The organism is Polaromonas sp., from assembly GCF_029945925.1.
In the GTDB taxonomy this organism is placed as follows: Bacteria; Pseudomonadota; Gammaproteobacteria; order Burkholderiales; family Burkholderiaceae_C; genus Polaromonas.
On sequence record NZ_JAQSDN010000015.1, the window covers coordinates 34,617 to 52,829 of the forward strand.

Here is an 18,213-nt window from a genome sequence, read left to right on the forward strand (position 1 = left end):
CGGCGGCCGCGGCCGCAGCTTCACCCGACGCGCCGGGGCTTTTTGACGAGCCGGCCTTTCTGGCCACCCCGCTGGCCGAGCGGGCGACCAACCTGCGTTACGACACCGTGCTGGACTGGGAGATGTTCGAGACCTGGCTGGCAAAAATCGAAGCCGCCGAGCTGGTGGCGGTCGACACCGAAACCACCTCGCTGGACGAAATGCTGGCCCAGATCGTCGGCCTGAGTTTCAGCGTCACGCCGGGCGAGGCCGCCTACATTCCGCTGACCCACGACTACCCCGATGCGCCAGTGCAATTGCCGCGTGACGAGGTGCTGGCACGCCTGAAACCCTGGCTGGAGAACCCGGCCAAAGCCAAGCTCGGCCAGCATGTCAAATACGACCGCCATGTGTTTGCGAACCACGGCATCGAGGTGCAGGGTTACGCCCACGACACCATGCTGCAGAGTTATGTGCTGGAAGTCCACAAGCCGCACGGCCTGGCCAGCCTGGCCGAGCGCCATGTGGGCCGCAGCGGCATCAACTACGAAGACCTGTGCGGCAAGGGCGCGCACCAGATCAAGTTCAACCAGGTCGACATCGTCAAGGCCGCCGAATACTCGTGCGAAGACTCGGACCAGACGCTGGACGTGCACCGCGTGCTCTGGCCGCGGCTGCAGGCCGACGACAAGCTGCGTTTCATCTACGAGCTCGAGATGAAAAGCAGCGAAACCCTGTACCGGATCGAGCGCAACGGCGTGCTGATCGACGCGCCCATGCTGGCCACGCAAAGCCATGAGCTGGGCCAGCGCATCCTGCAGCTCGAGGCCGAGGCCTACGAGATTGCCGGCCAGCCCTTCAACCTGGGCAGCCCGAAACAGCTGGGCGAGATTTTCTTCGACAAGCTGGGCATGCCGGTGATCAAGAAAACGCCGAGCGGCGCGCGCAGCACCGACGAGGAGGTGCTTGAAAAACTCGCCGAGGATTACCCGCTGCCGGCCAAGCTGCTGGAGCACCGCTCGCTGAGCAAACTCAAGGGCACCTACACCGACAAGCTGGCCCAGCTCGCGCTGCCGCGTACCGGCAGGGTCCACACGCATTACGCGCAGGCCGTCGCCGTCACCGGGCGCCTGTCCAGCAACGATCCCAACCTGCAGAACATCCCGGTGCGCACGCCGGAGGGCCGGCGCGTGCGCGAGGCTTTTGTGGCGCCCGCCGGCAGCGTGATCGCCAGCGCCGACTACTCGCAGATCGAGCTGCGCATCATGGCCCACCTGAGCGGCGACGAAGCCTTGCTAAGCGCTTTCACCGACGGCCTGGACGTGCACCGCGCGACCGCCGCCGAGGTGTTTGGCGTGGCACTCGATCAGGTCAGCAGCGAGCAGCGCCGCTACGCCAAGGTCATCAACTTCGGCCTGATCTACGGCATGAGCAGCTTCGGCCTGGCGCGCAACCTGGGCATAGAGACCAAGGCCGCGGCCGCCTACATCGACAAGTATTTCCAGCGTTACCCGGGCGTGAAGAACTACATGGAGCAGACCGTGGTGTTTGCCCGGAAGAATCAATTCGTCGAGACCGTGTTTGGCCGGCGGCTCTACCTGCCCGAGATCAACGGCGGCAATGGCCCGCGCAAAAAGGCCGCCGAGCGGCAGGCCATCAACGCGCCCATGCAGGGCACGGCGGCCGACCTGATCAAGCTCAGCATGGTCAAGGTGCAGGACGTGCTTGATGCCGAAAAACGCGCCACCAAAATGATCATGCAGGTGCACGACGAACTGGTGTTCGAAGTGCCCGAGGCCGAGGTCGAATGGGTGCGCCACGAAATTCCGCGCCTGATGGCCGGGGTGGCGGACCTCCAGGTGCCGCTGCTGGCCGAAATCGGCATCGGCCCGAACTGGGAAAAAGCGCATTGAATCCGCAGGCAGGGGGGCGATATGCCCGCGGGAGGACGGGGGCGGGAATACCCCCTGGTATTTCCCTGCACCGGCAAGAACTTCTGCGACCCCCTAGACTCCGACTGCTTTATCAGCTCAACCCTTTTCACGCCCTTTTCACGTCCCTTCAACCCAGACATTGAGGAAACCGCCATGCTCAACAGCGACCAGAAATCCGAGTTTGATTCCCTGCTCCCCGGCCGAAGCACCGACAACGGCGCGACACGCCGCACGGCGCTCAAGGCGGCGCTCGGTGTCGGTTATGCGGCCACGGCCCTGCCCATCATGGCGCAGACCGCGATCAAGACGTCTGCCGAGGGCCTGAAGGCCGGCGAAACCACATTTGAAGTCAACGGTTTCAAGGTGCCGGTCTATTACGCCGCGCCCGCCGGAAAAACCGGGCTGCCCGTGATCCTGGTGATCCAGGAAATTTTTGGCGTGCATGAATACATTGCCGACACCGTACGCCGCTTTGCCAAGGCCGGTTACCTGGCCATTGCGCCCGAGCTGTATGCCCGCCAGGGCGACCCATCGCAGTACGGCGAGATGGCCAAGCTGATGGCCGAGGTCGTCTCCAAGGTGCCGGATGCCCAGGTCATGGGCGACCTGGACGGCGCGGTGAAGTGGGCGGGCGCCAACGGTGGCGATACCGCCAAGGTGGGCATCACCGGTTTTTGCTGGGGCGGCCGCATCACCTGGCTGTACAGCGCGCACAACCCCGGCATCAAGGCCGGTGTGGCCTGGTACGGCCGCCTGGTCGGTGCCAGCACGCCGCTCACGCCCAAACACCCGATCGACATCGCCCCCATCCTGCACGGCCCGGTGCTCGGCCTGTATGGCGGGCAGGACGGCGGCATCCCCCTTGACACGGTTGATAAGATGAAAGTGGCCCTTGCCGGCGGCAGTGCCGCGGCGAAGGCCTCGCAGTTTGTGGTGTACCCTGATGCCCCGCACGCTTTCCACGCCGACTACCGCCCGAGCTTCCGCAAGGAGCCGGCAGAAGACGGCTGGAAACGCGCTCTGGCGTGGTTCAAGGCCAACGGCGTCGCCTGATTCAACAGGTCCGCCTCTGTCCTGGCCGCCCCACAGCAATGTGCGGCGGCTTTTTTGCTTTTCAGGCGAGTTTTTACAACCTTTTCGGGCTTCAGCCCATACAGATCGGGCGCAAGCAGCTATGACATTGATAGCAATTTTGACTGGCACCTTGGCCGCCGGCATCGGCAGCGTGTGGCTGGCGGCGCTGCTCAGTTTTGGTGTGCTGGCCCGCTACACCAACCACATGCTCAGCCTGGCCGCCGGTGCGCTGCTGGCGACCGCCTTCATGCACCTGCTGCCCGAGGCTTTCGAGAGCCAGGCCGGCGCGCAGGAGCTATTTGCCACCTTGCTGGTCGGGCTGGTGTTTTTCTTCCTGCTCGACAAGGCCGAGCTGTATCACCACGGCCATGAGCACCATGACCCGCAGGGCGAGGACGATGCGGGCCATCCGCATCATCACCATCACGGCCACGATCACGGCCAGCCCGCCAGGTCCGGCAGCTGGGCCGTGCTGACCGGCGACAGCGTGCATGCCTTTGGTGACGGTATCCTGATTGCCTCCGCCTTCGTCGCCGACATGCGCCTGGGCGTGATCACCGCGCTGGCCGTGCTGGCGCATGAGGTTCCGCACCACATGGGTGACCTGGTGGTGCTGCGCCATACCTCCGGCAACCGCAGCATGGCCCTGATCAAGGTGTCGCTGGCCGGCGCCGTGACGGCCTTGGGCGGCCTGGTCGGTTTCGCCCTGGTCGACATGCTGCACGACTGGCTGCCCTATTTCCTGGTGGTCGCCTCCAGCAGCTTTGTTTATGTGGCGCTGGCCGACCTGATTCCGCAGCTGCAAAAACGGCTGACGGCCCGCGAAACACTCGCTCAGATTGCCTGGCTGGGCGTGGGGATGGCGCTGGTCATGATGGTCAGCGGGCTGGCGCATTCTTCGCATTGAGCAGCTGGCGGCCACCCATGTCAGCCGGACACTGACAAACACAGGGCATGGCAGCCTATAGGCATGGCGCCCGGGTGCCGCCATGATGGAGGCATTCTTCGAGGACGCTGCCATGAAACTGCCGACACCCACCCCTTTCAAACCCTACATCGCCTACCTCACCAGCGTCTGCGCCAGCATGGCTGCGGCGGCGGCCGTGGTGACCGAGACCGTGCCGCTGACGGTGGGAGGGTTCTGAGATGCATGCCGAACCGAATGCGATTCCCGAGGAAGAAGTGCCAGAAGAACCGGCGGTGACGCCGGGCGACGACAGCAACGACGATCCCACGCCGCCGCTGCCGGTGGACCCGAGCGGCACGCCGCAGCGTAATCCGGCAGTGGACCAGGCGGCCAATGACACCGCGCTTGCACGGCCAACGGAAGAGCCCGAGATCGGCAACGAGCGCGACATTCCGTCCGACGGCCGCGACCCGGAAGGCGAGGGCATGATCCGCGAGCTCGACAAGCCGGTGGAGCCTTCCCCCGCCGCTAAACCGGAAAGGGAGTAAGCATGGCGACCGACCCCAACGTGCCACCGCCCGAACCGGTGCAACCCATCGCCACTCCGCCCAACCCCGGCCAGGTGCAGCCCACGCCGCAGCCCATGTAGCCGCTGGCGCGCAGGCTGTCAGAGCCCGGCTTGCGCCAGTTGGGCGCGGCTGGGCAAGCCTTCGCTGTCGCCCGCCACCTGCACGGCGCGCGCCCCTATCCAGGCGCCGCGCCGGACGGCCTCCGCCACGCTGCGCCCCTCCAGCAGGGCGCTGATCACGCCGACGGCAAAGCCGTCACCGGCGCCAACCGTGTCCACCACCCGGGCCACCGGGCACGCCGGCACATGGCCGGTGCCGGCGCTGGCGCTGTCGAACCAGGCGCCGTTGGCGCCCAGCTTCACCACCACCAGCGCAGCGCCCCGCCGGCGATAAAAGGCGGCAATGCCTTCGGCCGTGTTTTCGCCGGTCAGCAAGCGCCCCTCCTCGAGACCCGGCAGCACCCAGTCGGCCCGCGCGGCCAGGTCGTTGATGGCCTGGCGCATCTGCTCGGGCGTGGCCCACAACGTCGGTCGCAGGTTGGGGTCGAACGATACGCTGCGCCCGGCATGACGCATCAGCTCCATGCTGCGGCGTGCGGCGGGCAGGGTGGTCGCCGAAATGGCGGGGAACACGCCGGTGGCATGGAGGTGGCGCGCCGACAGCAGCCAGGCTTCGTCGATATCGCTGAGGGCCATGTGGCTGGCAGCCGAGCCCCGGCGGTGGTATTCGACCGGCGGGTCGCTGCCGTCCAGCACACGGCCCTTGATCATGAACCCGGTGGGCTGCGCCGCCGTGAGCACCACCTGCGAGCAGTCGATGCCTTCGGCCGACATCGCCCGGATCAGGTAACGGCCCATCATGTCGGTTCCCAGGCGGCTGGCCCAGCCGACCTTCAGGCCCAGGCGTGCCAGGCCGATCGCCACATTGGTTTCAGCGCCTGCCGTGTGTTTGTAAAAAGAGGCGGCGTCCTCGAGCGGGCCAGGCCGGTCGGCCACCAGCAGCATCATGGCTTCGCCAAAAGTTACGACGTCCAGCGCGCTTGTCATGGGTTTTCACGGGGAGAGTGCAGGGTGCGCGAATCGTAGCACCTCCCGTGCGCTACTTTATTGATAGCTGCTTGCGCTTGACGGACAAGGGCTGGCGACCGATTTGATGCGTAAAGGCGTCGTCGGCCGGATTCAGGCACCGATGCTGCTGGTGATGGGCAGCAAGTCATCAGGGCAGGCTATCCGGCGACTGCAACTGCAACTGTTTGTCACCTCCGTGCTGTCCTACAAGAAGATCAATGGCGTCTGACACAGGCGCCCGGGAGCGCTGCCTAGAGTCGTTTTTGTGTCTGGCAGTTCGCCATGCATGCAGCACCCCCGGGTGCTGTGAGTGACCCATTGCATTACCCACAACCAGGAAACCCACCATGAGCAAAGCACCTCCCAAGATGAACGATGCCGTCGACCTGCTCGATGCCGACCACATTGCCGTCAAGAAGCTGTTCACGCAGTTCAGGAAACTCAGCGACGCTAAGGCGCCCGCCGATGAACGCAAGGCGATCGCCGACAAGATCTGCAAGGAGCTGACCGTGCATGCCGACATCGAAGAGCAGATTTTTTACCCCGCGGCGCGCGAGGCCATCGGTGACGACGAGCTGCTCAACGAAGCCGAGGTCGAGCATGCCAGCGCCAAGGACCTGATTGCGCAGATTTCGGGCATGGAGGCCGACGAAGAACTGTTCGACGCCAAGGTCATCGTACTTGGTGAATACATCGACCACCACGTGGAAGAAGAGCGTGAAGAGATGTTTCCCAAGGCCCGCAAGAGCGACATGGACCTCAAGGCCATGGTCGAGGACATGAAGGCGCTCAAGGAAGAGCTGCTGGCCAGCTACGAGACACCTGCCTGACGGGAGCGTCGGCCCGGGTCCGCGGTGTGGGGCCGGGCTGAACGCCTGATACCTCAGGCCGCGATGGCGCCGACGCGGGGATCGAAGGAGAAATAGAAACACGCGCCCGCCCCCTCGGACGATTCGCCGCGTATCAGGCCGCCGTGGCGTTCCAGGATGCGGTGCACGGTGGCCAGTCCGATGCCGCTGCCTTCGAATTCGGTGTCATGGTGCAGCCGGTGGAAAGGCTTGAACAGGCTGTCGGCATAAGCCATGTTGAAGCCGGTGCCGTTGTCGCGCACGAACAGCATCTTGCGCCCGCCCTCGCGCGCCGGCATCAGGCCGAATTCGATCATCGCGTCGGGCTGCTGGCGCGAGTATTTCCAGGCGTTGCCGATCAGGTTTTCCAGGATGATGCGTGCGAGCTTGCTGTCGCATTGGCCGCGGATGCCCGGCTGGATGATGACCTGCACCGGACGCTTGGGGTCGCGTTGCCTTTCCTGCATGACCACCTGCTGCGCCATGACGCTGAGGTCGACCTCCTCCAGCACCAGTTTTCCCTTGCTGACACGGGCCAGCGCCAGCAGGTCGTTGATCAGCTCGTGCATGCGCACCACGTTGACCCGAACCCGGTCGAACAGGCGTTGCTCCTCGTCGCTGAGCCGGCCCTTCAGGCGCCGCGCCAGCAGCACGCTGAACCCCTCGATGCTGCGCAGCGGGGACTGCAGGTCGTGCGACACCGAGTAACCGAAAGATTCCAGCTCGGCATTGGTCGCCATGAGCTGCTCGGTGCGCTCGTTGACACGTTGCTCCAGAGTTTCGTTAAAGCGCGAAATTTCACGGTCGCGCCGCAGCCGCACCAGCTCGGCCGCAATGCGGCTGGCAAAAATCTGCATCAACGCATCCCGGTCGGTGGAGCGGGTCTGGGGCTTTCGCCACAACGCGTTGACGACACCGATGGGGGTGCCGTCGGCATCTTGCAATGCCACGCCGACGTAGGCGTGGAAGTTACCCTCCACCAGGATCCGGTCGTTCGGGAAAAGCTGTTGCACGCCCTCGTTGTAGACACGCAGGTCGGACTGGCTGAGGACCTCGTCGCAGGGTGTACCGGCCAGCGCATACTGGATGTCGGGCTGCAGCTCGCCGTCCTGAACCATGGCCAGTGAGGCGACGCTCTGGTCGGCCATGGTTTCACCCACGATCACCAGATCCGCGCCAATGGCCAGGGCCAGATGCTGGACCACGGAACGGAAGAAGGCTTCGCCGGTACCGACCGACAGGGCTTTGGCGACATCGATCAGCTGGGCTTCGCGGCGTTTTTGCTCGCTGATGTTGATGGTCGAGTTGAGCATGCAGGGCTCGCCGGCGATATCGATGATTGCCGACCAGACCCGGCAGTCGACCATGCCGCCGTTTTTGTGGCGCATCTTCATTTCGCGGCTCAGCACCCGACCACCGGCCTGCAGGTCATGGACAAACTGGCTGCGTTCTGCTTCGCTGGGCCAGACCCCGATCTCGACCGATGTGCGCCCCACCAGTTCTTCCGGCTCAAAGCCGGTAATACGGTCTTCCGCGGCGTTGGCGGCCAGGAAGGTGCCGTCGGCAACCCGCGTGATGGTCATGTTGATGGGGCTGAAATCAAAAGCCTTGGAGAACAGCTCGGCCGACTGGCGCGCTGCCTGCCTGGCCTGGGTTTCGGCAGTGGCGTCGGTGATGGTGGACACCACGATGCGCCCCTTGCCGCGGCCTTCGAATTCGGTCGACAGCAGGACGTTGATCAGGCGGCCGTCTTTTCTGCGGCCTTCCAGCGGGAGGTTGATGGCACGGCCCGTGGCGGCCATTTGCCGCTGGAAGGCCCTGCGGGCCGCCGGGTCACTCCACAGGTGAACGTCGGTGCCGCCTATGGATTCGGCACGCGAGTAGCCCCACAGGCGCTCGAAGGCGGGGTTCACGTCGAGCACCGTCATCGTTTCGAGGTCCTGCACGATGATGGCCGCCGGGCTGTTGCGAAAAATGCGGCTGAAGCGGTCTTCGCTCAGGCGCAATTCGTTTTCAGCCTTCTCGCGCCGGCGCAGTTCGGCATGCTGCTCGCGCAGCGCCCGGAGCACCACCTGGCGGCTGGTGTACACGCTGCCGGCAATGCCGGTGAGCAGCAGGACAGTGACCAGCCAGAAGCGCAGGTTCACCGTGAAATCGGCCTTGCCCAGCAGGCCGGCCTGATCAGCCCAGCTCAGCAGGCCCAGGGCAAGGGCGCTTGTCACCACCGCCGAGATCAGGGACTTTTTCCCTTGCATCATTCCGGCGGCAACCACAGCGCCGACAAAACCCAGCAGCAGCGTACTGCGGACCGACCCGTAGGCCACCATGCCCGCCGCCGACAGGCCGATCAGGGCATAGACCAGCAGGTAGCCGGTCCACTGGTAGTGCCCGCGGTGCAGCAGCCAGTAGCCGAACGCGGTCAGTGCCAGCGCGACGGCGATCACGCTGATTTGCACGTCGCCGCTTCCCTGAACAAGCGTCAGGCCCAGCACCAGCGGCAGGCTGCCCAGCAGCATCAGCAACAGGGAGCGCAGCCCGCGAGAGTACCGGCGTTCTATGAGCGCTGCAGCCAGCTGGCGGGGGGAGTCGTTAGGAGAAGAGGTGTCGGGCATGGCGGGGTGCAGGTCTGACGAATACTAAAGCACTGCATCACGCGCCAGCGATTATTTGTTGGCGGCCTCAGCCCCCCTGGCCACGGGATGGCCGGGGTCGCTGCACCAGTCGCTCCAGCTCCCGGCGTAGAGGCCGGTGCGGCCCAGGCCGGCAATTTCCATGGCCAGCAGGTTGGGCACGGCACTGACGCCACTGCCGCAATGGTGCACCACGCCGGCCGGGTCGCGGCCCGCCAGCAGTGCTTCAAACTCCGCCCGCAGCTGCTCGGCAGGCTTGAACCTGCCGTCGGGGCCGATGTTGTCGCCGAAAGGCCGGTTCAGCGCGCCGGGAATGTGGCCGGCCACCGGGTCCAGCGGCTCGACCTCGCCGCGAAAACGTGCCGGAGCGCGGGCATCCACCAGGGTCTGGCCGGGCTGGCCGAGGTGGTCGGCCACCGTTTTGCCGTCCACCAGCCGCGCCTTTTCCGGGCCGGGGAAAAAGATGGACTGGAAGTGCGAAGGCTCTTCGCCGCGGTTGACCGCACCGCCTGCGGCCTGCCAGGCCTGCAGCCCGCCATCGAGCACGGCCACCGCCTCGTGGCCGGCCCACTTGAGCATCCACCACAGGCGGCCGCAGTAATTGGCGCCATTGCGGTCATAAACCACGGCCTGCATGTCATTGCTGAAGCCCACGCTGGACAGCCAGGTGGCAAATTTTTCACGGTTCGGCAGTGGGTGGCGCCCGCCGGAAGCGGGCTGGTCGGCGCCGCTGTGCACGGTCAGCACGCCGTGCGCGCCGGGCACGCCGTGTCTGGCGCTCAGGTCGGTGTCGAGGTGGGCATACACCGCACCCGGGATGTGGCCCTCCAGGTACAGCTGTCTGCCAGCCTGTGGCTGCATCAGCTCAAAGCTGCAGTCAAAAACGCGGCAGGTCTGGCCGCTGCGCGCCAGGGCCTGCAGCTGTTCGGCAGAAATCAGGGTGGTGTACATGGCGGCTCCGGTTGAAAAATAAGCCCGTGAAATCGATTCAGTGTTCTTCGGCAGGTGCGCCCGGCGCGGCCCGGGCGCGCAGCACGGTGGCCGCAATGCCGCTGGCCACGATGAGCGCCATGCCGGCCCAGCCCAGCAGCGGAATCCGGTCGCCAAACAGCACCAGACTGTAGATCGCGCCAAACACGATACCGGAGTATTGCAAGTTTGCCACCACCAGCGTGGCGCTGCGGGTTTTCGCCATGCTGTAGGCCCGCGTCATGCACAGCTGGCCCAGCGAGGCCAGCACGCCCAGCGGCAGCAGCCACAGCGCCGGCTTCCAGTGCCAATCGGAGACGCCGGCCACCAGCATGCCCAGGCCGCCGGCGACGGCCGAGCCGACCGCGAAATAAAACACGGTGCGGGTTTCGGGTTCGCCGACACGGGCCAGCGCCATCACCTGCATGTAGGCAAAGGCGGCCAGCAGGCCGGACATCAGGCCGATCAGGCCGGCGAAGGCCTGGTTTTGCTCTATCGTCGGTCGCAGCATCATGACCACGCCGATGAAGCCGGTGATGACGGTCAGCACCAGTGGCCCCTGGCTGAAAGTGGCCCCCACGCTTGTCGCTTCGCGTACTGCGCTGCCCCCCGAGGGGGCTGAACTTGCTTGGGGCGGCCCTGCGCTGCGTTCGGCCCCCGCGCCTGTCGCTTCGCGTGCTGCGCGGCCGCCGCGCGCCGGCAACAGGCCCATCAGCAGCGCGCCACCGACCAGAAAGGTGGCAATCCAGACGCTGCTCATGTAGTTCAGCGTCATGGCGGTGGCCAGGGGCAGGTGGGCGATGGCGTAAAACCAGGCGCCCAGCGAGATCACGCCGACCAGGCTGCGCCACATGTGCATGCCGGGGAAACGCGTGGCCAGCGTCACGCCGCGTGTGCGGGCCAGCGCCCACATGAAAAACATGCCCAGCAGGCCGCGGTAAAACACCAGTTCCGCGCTGTTGAAGTGCACCGAGGCGAACTTGACGCAGACCGCCATGGTGGCGAAGAAGAAGGCGGCGGCCAACATCCAGAGGGCTTGCATGGCGGAGCTCGTTGTTAGAAGTAAAAAGTGCTTGCAGCCCAGAAGGTTCCTGCGGGAGCAGCTATTGAATTAATAGCGTTTCCTGCATGGATGGACCGCGTCAAAGCATCTGTGTGGTCTTGCTGGCGCCCATCTCGCGGCGGTACCACTCGTGAAAGTGCTGCATGCCGTCTTCCATCGGGCTCTGGTAGGGGCCGAACTCGTTGTCGCCGCGCTGCATCAGGGCCTTGCGGCCGGCGTCCATGCTCAGGGCAATCTCGTCGTCTTCGACGCAGGTCTCCATGTAGGCGGCCTGCTGAGCATCCATGAACTCGCGCTCGAAGGCGCAGATTTCCTCGGGGTAGAAAAATTCCACCACGTTCAGCGTCTTGTCCGGCCCCTGCGGGTGCAGGGTGCTGACCACCAGGGCGTGCGGGTACCACTCGACCATCACGTTGGGGTAGTAGGTCAGCCAGATCGCGCCATACTTGGGCGGCACGCCCTTGCGGTACTGCAGCACCACGTCGTGCCACTTTTTATAAACGTCGGTGCCCGGCTTGCCGAGCTTGTCGGACACACCGACGGTTTGCACCGAGTAGGTCGGCGCCAGCTCCCAGCGCAGATCGTCGGTGGTCACGAAGGCGCCCAGGCCGGGGTGGTAGGGGCCGACGTGGTAGTCCTCGAGATAGACCTCGATGAAGGTCTTCCAGTTGTAGTTGCACTCGTGCAAGGTGATCCTGTCGAGCTGGTAGCCCGAAAAATCGAGGTCGGGCATGGCACCCAGCGGCGCCATATCAAAGGCGATGTCGCGGCCGTTGTCTTCAAACACCAAGCCGTTCCAGCTGCTGGTCTGGTAGCGGTTCAGGTTCAGGCAGGGGTCGACCTCGAAATGCGGCGCGCCTATCAGCTCGCCGTTGGTGTTGTAGGTCCAGCGGTGCAAGGGGCAGACGATGTTGCTGCCGGTGTTGCCGCGGCCCTGCAGCATGGTGGACTGGCGGTGCCGGCAGACGTTGGAGATCAGCTCGACCCCGGTGGCATTGCGCACCAGTGCCCGGCCGCCGAGTTCCTGGGGCAGGGCATAGTAGTCGCCCAGATTCGGCACGGAGAGTTCGTGCCCCACGTAACGCGGGCCGCGGGCAAACAGCTTTTGCTGCTCCCGCTGATACAGGCCGGCGTCAAAGTAGCTGGAAACGGGGAGCTGGCTGGTGGCCTGCAGGAGACGGAGGCTTAGATCAGACATGCAATTTCCGAAACAGGCAGTTTCGGGGTGGATGAAGGGGCAGACAACCCTGTCAGGCAGGCAGGCGGGGCGTCAAGGCGTGAAGCCTGTCGATTGTACCGTGCAGGTCCCGCTTTGTGCCGCTGCGGACCTCCCGTGCGGGTCCGCGCCACCCCATAAACAGGTGGCTTGCCACGGGGACAATGCCGGCAGGCCGGAAAACGGCGCACAACGGCCTAAAATCAGTCCTTCAACCAAATACCCATGGCCAAAACTTCCTCTTCCCCCGCCCCCGCCACACCCGCCACGCCCGCCAGTTACGAAGCTGCGCTGGAAGAACTCGAAACCCTGGTGGCCCGCCTCGAATCCGGCCAGTTGCCGCTGGACCAGCTGCTCACCGGCTACCAGCGCGGCGCCGAGCTGCTCAAGTTCTGCCGCAGCAAGCTCGAGGCCGTGGAAAACCAGATCAAGGTGCTGGAAGGCAACGAGATCAAGCCCTGGAACCAAGAGTAAGCCCATTGACTGAACAAACACATTTTGTGCTGGGCGCCTGGAGCACCCGCCAACTCGCCGCCGTCGAACAGGCCCTGAGCCGCTGGGTGGCTCCCCCCGAACCCAGGCCCGCGCCGGCCGGACTCGGCGACGCCATGCGTTACGCGGTGCTCGATGGCGGCAAACGGCTGCGTCCCCTGCTGGTCATGGCGGCCTGCGAGGCGGTGGACGGCAGTCCCGCTGCGGCGCTGCGCGTGGCCTGTGCGGTGGAGCTGATTCACGCCTATTCGCTGGTGCACGACGACATGCCCTGCATGGACAACGACATCCTGCGGCGCGGCAAGCCGACGGTGCATGTGAAATTCGGGCAGGCGCGGGCCCTGCTGGCCGGCGATGCGCTGCAGGCGCTGGCCTTTGAGTTGCTGACACCCGAAGACGGCTCCATCGAGCCCGCGACGCAGGCGACCCTGTGCCGCATGCTGGCCCAGGCTGCGGGTTACCAGGGCATGGCCGGCGGGCAGGCCATCGACCTGGCCAGTGTCGGCAAGGCGCTGACCTCGGCTGAACTGCATGACATGCACCGGCTCAAGACCGGCGCCCTGCTGCAGGCCAGCGTGATGATGGGGGCCGCCTGCGGCGCCGCCCCGGCCGTGGCGCGAAACGCGCTGTGCGACTACGGTGCAGCCGTGGGGCTGGCCTTCCAGGTGGTGGACGACATCCTGGACGTCACGGCCGATTCGGCCACGCTGGGCAAGACCGCGGGCAAGGATGCCGCCCAGGACAAGCCCACTTTTGTGTCGCTGATGGGCCTGCCGGCCTCGCGCAATTACGCGCAGGAGCTGCTGTCCCAGGCGCATCACAGCCTGAAGGCCAGCGAGCTCAGGCACACCGCCGCGCTCAGCGCGCTGGCCGACATGCTGGTCAATCGAACAACTTGAGCACAGACTTGAGAAAAAAAGCGACCGGCATCTCCAGGAAACGAGACATCAGAAACAAGACACCACGATGTACCCACTGCTAGAAACCATCAACAGCCCCGCAGACCTGCGCCTGCTGCCACGTCCCCAGCTCCGGACGCTGGCCGACGAGTTGCGCGCCTATGTGCTGCACAGCGTGTCGCAGACCGGCGGACACCTGAGTTCCAACCTCGGCACGGTCGAGCTTACGGTGGCGCTGCACTATGTGTTCAACACGCCCGAGGACCGGCTGGTCTGGGACGTGGGCCACCAGACCTACCCGCACAAGATCCTGACCGGCCGGCGCGACCGCATGGCCAGCCTGCGCCAGTTCGGCGGCCTCAGCGGCTTTCCGCGGCGCGATGAAAGCGAATACGACACCTTTGGCACCGCGCATTCATCGACCTCGATTTCTGCCGCCTTGGGCATGGCGATGGCGGCCAAACAAAAGGGTGAAGACCGCCATGCGGTGGCCATCATCGGTGACGGCGCCATGAGTGCGGGCATGGCCTTCGAGGCGCTCAACAATGCCGGCGTCTGCGACTGCAAGCTGCTGGTGATCCTCAACGACAACGACATGAGCATCAGCCCGCCGGTCGGCGCCCTCAACCGTTACCTGGCGCAGCTCATGAGCGGGCAGTTTTATGCCTCGGCCAAAAGCGTCGGCAAGCAGGTGCTCAAGGTGGCACCGCCGCTGTTCGAGCTGGCCAAGCGGCTGGAGACCCATGCCAAGGGCATGGTGGTGCCGGCCACGCTGTTCGAGAATTTCGGCTTCAACTACATTGGCCCCATCGACGGCCACGACCTCGAGTCGCTGATCCCCACACTGGAAAACATCAAGCACCTGCAGGGCCCGCAGTTCCTGCATGTGGTGACCAAAAAAGGCCAGGGCTACAAGCTGGCCGAAGCCGACCCGGTGGCTTACCACGGTCCGGGCAAGTTCGATCCGGCCATGGGGCTGCAAAAGTCCATCGCACCGGCGAAACAGACCTTCACCCAGGTGTTCGGCCACTGGCTGTGCGACATGGCCGAAAAGGACAGCCGGCTCGTCGGCATCACGCCGGCCATGCGCGAAGGCTCGGGCATGGTGGAGTTCCACCGGCGTTTCCCCGACCGTTATTACGACGTCGGCATCGCCGAGCAGCACGCGGTCACGTTTGCCGCGGGCATGGCCTGCGAAGGCCTCAAGCCGGTGGTGGCGATTTATTCGACCTTTTTGCAGCGCGGTTATGACCAGCTGATCCACGATGTGGCGCTGCAGAACCTGCCGGTGGTGTTTGCCCTCGACCGCGCCGGGCTGGTGGGTGCCGACGGCGCCACCCATGCGGGCGCCTACGACATCGCCTACCTGCGCTGCATCCCCAACATGAGTGTGGCCTGTCCGGCCGACGAGAACGAGTGCCGCATGCTGCTGAGCAGCGCGTATGAACAGAACCATCCGGTGGCGGTGCGTTACCCGCGCGGCGCCGGTGCCGGTGTGGCGACGCAGGCCCACCTCGATGCCTTGCCCTTTGGCAAGGGCGAACTGCGCCGCCGGGGCACGGGCGTGGCGATTCTGGCCTTTGGCACCTTGCTGCATCCGGCCCTCGAAGCTGCCGAAAAACTCGGCGTCACGGTGGTCAACATGCGCTGGGCCAAGCCGCTCGACACCGAATTGCTGCTGCAGGTGGCGGCCAGCCACGAGGCCCTGGTCACGGTGGAAGAAGGCGCGATCATGGGTGGCGCCGGCAGTGCCGTGGCGGAGGCGCTGGCTGCTGCGGGCGTCGTCAAGCCCTTGCTGCACCTGGGCCTGCGCGATGAGTTCACCGAGCACGGCGACCCGGCCCGGCTGCTGGCCCTGCAGGGGCTGGACGCGGCAGGGATTGAACAGTCCATCGTTGAGCGTTTTGTCACGTTGCTGGCATCAACCAGCACCTTCAAGCCGGCGCTGAAGGCGGTGGGTTAGCCGGGTGCCGGGATATCCTGCATCAGGCGCAAGTGGACGGCTGGGATATTGAGTTGGTGATGAACTCAAGGGAAAACCCGTGACGGGGCGCGGTCCTGGTTTTTTACAATCGCAGCAAGACGCCGCAGCCGCGCATTGCCCGATCCGGGTCCGCAACACGCCTGTTTTCCCCTTCAGGAGGCCGTCATGAATCGCCGAGCGCTGTTTAGGCATGCCGGTATCGCCGGCGTGCTTGCGGCCGGCGTGGCGCCCGCTGTGCATGCGCAGGCAGCGGTCCGCTGGCGCCTGGCATCGAGCTTTCCGCAGTCGCTGGACACCATTTATGGCGGGGCGGAAACCTTTGCCCAGCATGTCCGCGCGGTATCGGGCGGCAAGTTTGAAATATCAGTGCATGCGGCCGGCGAGTTGATGCCTGCCTTCGACGTGTTGGACAACGTGCGCCGGGGTTCAATTGAGGCGGCCCATACCGCGCCGTATTACTTTTCGGACACGGATGAAACCTTTGCCATTGGCGGCGCGATTCCTTTTGGCCTGAACAGTCGGCAGATGAGTGCCTGGACCTTCGAGGGCAATGGACTGAAGCTGATGCGCGATTTTTACGCTGGCTACAACATCATCAACTTCGCCTGCGGCAACACCGGCGCGCAGATGGGTGGCTGGTTCCGCAAGGAAATCCGATCCCTCGCGGACATGAAGGGCTTGAAATTCCGGGTCGGCGGTTTTGCCGGCAAGGTCATCGGTCGGCTGGGTGCCTTGCCGCAAAACCTGCCGGGCGGCGACATCTACCAGGCGCTGGAGCAACGCACCATCGACGCCGCCGAATGGATAGGACCGTATGACGACCAGAAGCTTGGCTTCAACAAGGTCGCTCCCAATTACTACTACCCCGGGTGGTGGGAGGGCGGGCTGCAGCTTGACCTGTACATCAACCAGAAGGCCTATGACGCCCTGAGCACTGCAAACAAGGCGATCGTGAAAATCGCCAGTGCGGCAGCCCATGTGGAGATGCAGGCCAAATACGATGCCCGAAACCCGACCGCACTCAAGCAGCTTGTCGGGGCCGGTGCCAAGCTCCGGCCCTTTCCTGCGGATGTCATGAACGCGGCCTTCAAGGAGTCCATGCAGCTGTATGGAGAACTGATTGCCAGCAACGACAACTGGCGCAAGGTGTATGCTGATTACGCACGATTTCGCGGTGACCAGAACCTCTGGTTCCGCTTCACCGAATCGACTTTTGATCGCTTCATGCAAAGCCAGAAGCTGTGAAGGGTGTGGGGGCTGACAGCAGACTGACTGTGTATTTGAAGCTCGCGTGCGCGCAGGGAAAACCCGCCCTTGGTCCGCAAGAGGCGAGTTTTACAATCGAATCAACTTGCCAAAAGTTGGTGACCCGGCCATAGGCCGTGTTTTTTTTAATCACCTGGAGTGAATTCATGGATCGTCGTTCCCTTATAAAAAATGCCGGCATCGCCGGTGTGCTGGCTGCCGGTATTGCGCCGGCTGTTCATGCGCAGGCAGCCGTTCGCTGGCGCCTGGCTTCCAGTTTCCCCAAATCCCTGGACACCATTTTCGGCAGTGCCGAGATGCTTTCCAAGACTGTCAAGGCACTGTCGGGTGGCAAGTTCGAAATCTCGGTGCACCCGGCCGGCGAGTTGATGCCCGCCTTCGGTGTGGTTGATGCGCTGCAGGGCGACACCATCGAGATGGCGCAGACTGCCGCGTATTATTTCACCGGCAAAAACCCCATTTTTGCTTTCAGCTGCGCTGTGCCTTTCGGCCTGACGGCTCGCCAGAACGAATCCTGGAAGCAGTATGGCAATGGGCGCAAGCTGCTCGACGCCTTTTTTGCCCAGTACAACTTCCGCACTGCCACAGCCGGTAACACCGGCACGCAGATGGGTGGCTGGTACCGCAAGGAGATCAAGTCCGTGGCCGACCTCAAAGGCCTGAAAATGCGCCTCGGTGGCGGTTTGTTCGGCGAGGCCATGGCCAAGCTGGGTGTGGTGGCGCAGAACATGCCCGCCGGTGATGTGTACCAGGCCCTGGAAAAAGGCACGCTGGACGCCTCTGAATTCGTCGGTCCTTACGATGACGCGAAGCTGGGCTTCAACAAGGTGGCTCCGTTCTACTACTATCCCGGCTGGTGGGAAGGCGGCGCGGACCTGGAGTTCTTCATCAACAACAAGGCCTACGCCAAGCTGTCGGACGAGAACAAAGCCATCCTGGACGCCGCCACCGTCGTGGCCGCGCGCGACATGACGGCCAAGTACGATGCCTGGAACCCGATCGCGCTGAAGAAACTCGTGGCCGAGAAGACCCGGCTCAAGGCTTTCCCCAAGGCTGTGATGGACGCCGGTTTCAAGGCTTCTATGGAAGTGTTCGCCGAGCACAATGCCAAGTCGCCGGAGTTCAAGAAAATCCACGACGACATGCGTGCCTTCCAGCGCGACCAGATCCTGTGGAACCGCTTCTCCGAGTATCCGTACAACCAGTACATGAGTTCGGTGAAGATCTGAGTTCCCCCTTCATGCCCTTCACGGGCATGAAAAAAGCCGCCCGAGGGCGGCTTTTTTCATGGGTCCGTGATGCACGCCCGGCCGGGG

The 18,213-nt window shown here is 64.4% G+C and carries 17 protein-coding genes; 12 read left to right on the plus strand and 5 right to left on the minus strand.

Translation table 11 applies throughout. From position 1 onward, the window contains the following. From polA to PSV40_RS04085, 5 genes are all read left to right on the plus strand, one after another. A partial coding sequence (gene polA, locus PSV40_RS04065; protein WP_300534503.1) for a DNA polymerase I occupies window positions 1–1,892 on the plus strand: 1,892 nt, incomplete at its 5' end. A 174-nt stretch (window positions 1,893–2,066) separates the two neighbouring features. Further along, a complete protein-coding gene (locus PSV40_RS04070) occupies window positions 2,067–2,966 on the plus strand; it encodes a dienelactone hydrolase family protein (protein WP_300534506.1) in 900 nt (299 codons plus the stop codon). A 121-nt stretch (window positions 2,967–3,087) separates the two neighbouring features. After that, window positions 3,088–3,894 (plus strand): ZIP family metal transporter, encoded by an 807-nt coding sequence (locus PSV40_RS04075; protein ID WP_300534508.1) that lies wholly within the window; start codon window positions 3,088–3,090, stop codon window positions 3,892–3,894. A gap of 112 nt (window positions 3,895–4,006) precedes the next feature. Continuing rightward, window positions 4,007–4,132, plus strand: a complete 126-nt coding sequence (locus tag PSV40_RS04080) for a hypothetical protein (protein ID WP_300534511.1) — start codon at window positions 4,007–4,009, stop codon at window positions 4,130–4,132. 1 nt (window position 4,133) lies between these two features. Then, window positions 4,134–4,442 (plus strand): hypothetical protein, encoded by a 309-nt coding sequence (locus PSV40_RS04085; protein WP_300534513.1) that lies wholly within the window; start codon window positions 4,134–4,136, stop codon window positions 4,440–4,442. 119 nt (window positions 4,443–4,561) lie between these two features. Here the strand turns inward: PSV40_RS04085 and PSV40_RS04090 are convergent, their stop codons facing one another. Then, window positions 4,562–5,509, minus strand: coding sequence for a sugar kinase (locus PSV40_RS04090; protein ID WP_300534516.1), 948 nt, complete (start codon window positions 5,507–5,509; stop codon window positions 4,562–4,564). A gap of 106 nt (window positions 5,510–5,615) precedes the next feature. Here PSV40_RS04090 and PSV40_RS04095 point away from each other — a divergent pair, with 106 nt between their 5' ends. Together PSV40_RS04095 and PSV40_RS04100 are read left to right on the plus strand one after the other, a co-directional pair. Further along, window positions 5,616–5,759, plus strand: coding sequence for a hypothetical protein (locus PSV40_RS04095; RefSeq protein ID WP_300534518.1), 144 nt, complete (start codon window positions 5,616–5,618; stop codon window positions 5,757–5,759). Between the two features lie 118 nt (window positions 5,760–5,877). After that, on the plus strand, window positions 5,878–6,360 hold the full coding sequence (locus PSV40_RS04100; protein ID WP_300534520.1) for a hemerythrin domain-containing protein: 483 nt from the start codon (window positions 5,878–5,880) through the stop codon (window positions 6,358–6,360). Between the two features lie 53 nt (window positions 6,361–6,413). Here the strand turns inward: PSV40_RS04100 and PSV40_RS04105 are convergent, their stop codons facing one another. The 4 genes from PSV40_RS04105 to PSV40_RS04120 all read right to left on the minus strand — a co-directional run bounded on the left by PSV40_RS04105 (window position 6,414) and on the right by PSV40_RS04120 (window position 12,238). Then, window positions 6,414–8,990, minus strand: a complete 2,577-nt coding sequence (locus PSV40_RS04105; protein ID WP_300534523.1) for a PAS domain S-box protein — start codon at window positions 8,988–8,990, stop codon at window positions 6,414–6,416. Between the two features lie 51 nt (window positions 8,991–9,041). After that, window positions 9,042–9,959: a sulfurtransferase gene (locus tag PSV40_RS04110; RefSeq protein ID WP_300534525.1), complete on the minus strand. Its 918-nt coding sequence runs from the start codon at window positions 9,957–9,959 to the stop codon at window positions 9,042–9,044. Window positions 9,960–9,996: 37 nt separating this feature from the next. After that, on the minus strand, window positions 9,997–11,019 hold the full coding sequence (locus tag PSV40_RS04115) for an EamA/RhaT family transporter (RefSeq protein WP_300534527.1): 1,023 nt from the start codon (window positions 11,017–11,019) through the stop codon (window positions 9,997–9,999). 100 nt (window positions 11,020–11,119) lie between these two features. Next, on the minus strand, window positions 11,120–12,238 hold the full coding sequence (locus tag PSV40_RS04120; RefSeq protein WP_300534530.1) for an aromatic ring-hydroxylating dioxygenase subunit alpha: 1,119 nt from the start codon (window positions 12,236–12,238) through the stop codon (window positions 11,120–11,122). Between the two features lie 243 nt (window positions 12,239–12,481). On the opposite strand from PSV40_RS04120, the gene PSV40_RS04125 reads away from it, so the two are divergent. The 5 genes from PSV40_RS04125 to dctP (PSV40_RS04145) all read left to right on the plus strand — a co-directional run bounded on the left by PSV40_RS04125 (window position 12,482) and on the right by dctP (PSV40_RS04145) (window position 18,126). Continuing rightward, complete coding sequence (locus PSV40_RS04125) at window positions 12,482–12,730, plus strand: exodeoxyribonuclease VII small subunit (RefSeq protein ID WP_300534532.1); 249 nt, start codon at window positions 12,482–12,484, stop codon at window positions 12,728–12,730. Between the two features lie 5 nt (window positions 12,731–12,735). Continuing rightward, the gene (locus PSV40_RS04130; protein WP_300534534.1) at window positions 12,736–13,647 is read left to right on the plus strand and encodes a polyprenyl synthetase family protein; all 912 of its coding nucleotides are present in this window, start codon (window positions 12,736–12,738) and stop codon (window positions 13,645–13,647) included. 67 nt (window positions 13,648–13,714) lie between these two features. Continuing rightward, the gene (dxs, locus tag PSV40_RS04135) at window positions 13,715–15,610 is read left to right on the plus strand and encodes a 1-deoxy-D-xylulose-5-phosphate synthase (protein WP_300534537.1); all 1,896 of its coding nucleotides are present in this window, start codon (window positions 13,715–13,717) and stop codon (window positions 15,608–15,610) included. Between the two features lie 186 nt (window positions 15,611–15,796). After that, window positions 15,797–16,876, plus strand: a complete 1,080-nt coding sequence (gene dctP, locus PSV40_RS04140; RefSeq protein WP_300534539.1) for a TRAP transporter substrate-binding protein DctP — start codon at window positions 15,797–15,799, stop codon at window positions 16,874–16,876. A gap of 167 nt (window positions 16,877–17,043) precedes the next feature. Then, a complete protein-coding gene (dctP, locus tag PSV40_RS04145) occupies window positions 17,044–18,126 on the plus strand; it encodes a TRAP transporter substrate-binding protein DctP (RefSeq protein ID WP_300534541.1) in 1,083 nt (360 codons plus the stop codon). Window positions 18,127–18,213 lie beyond the last annotated feature (87 nt).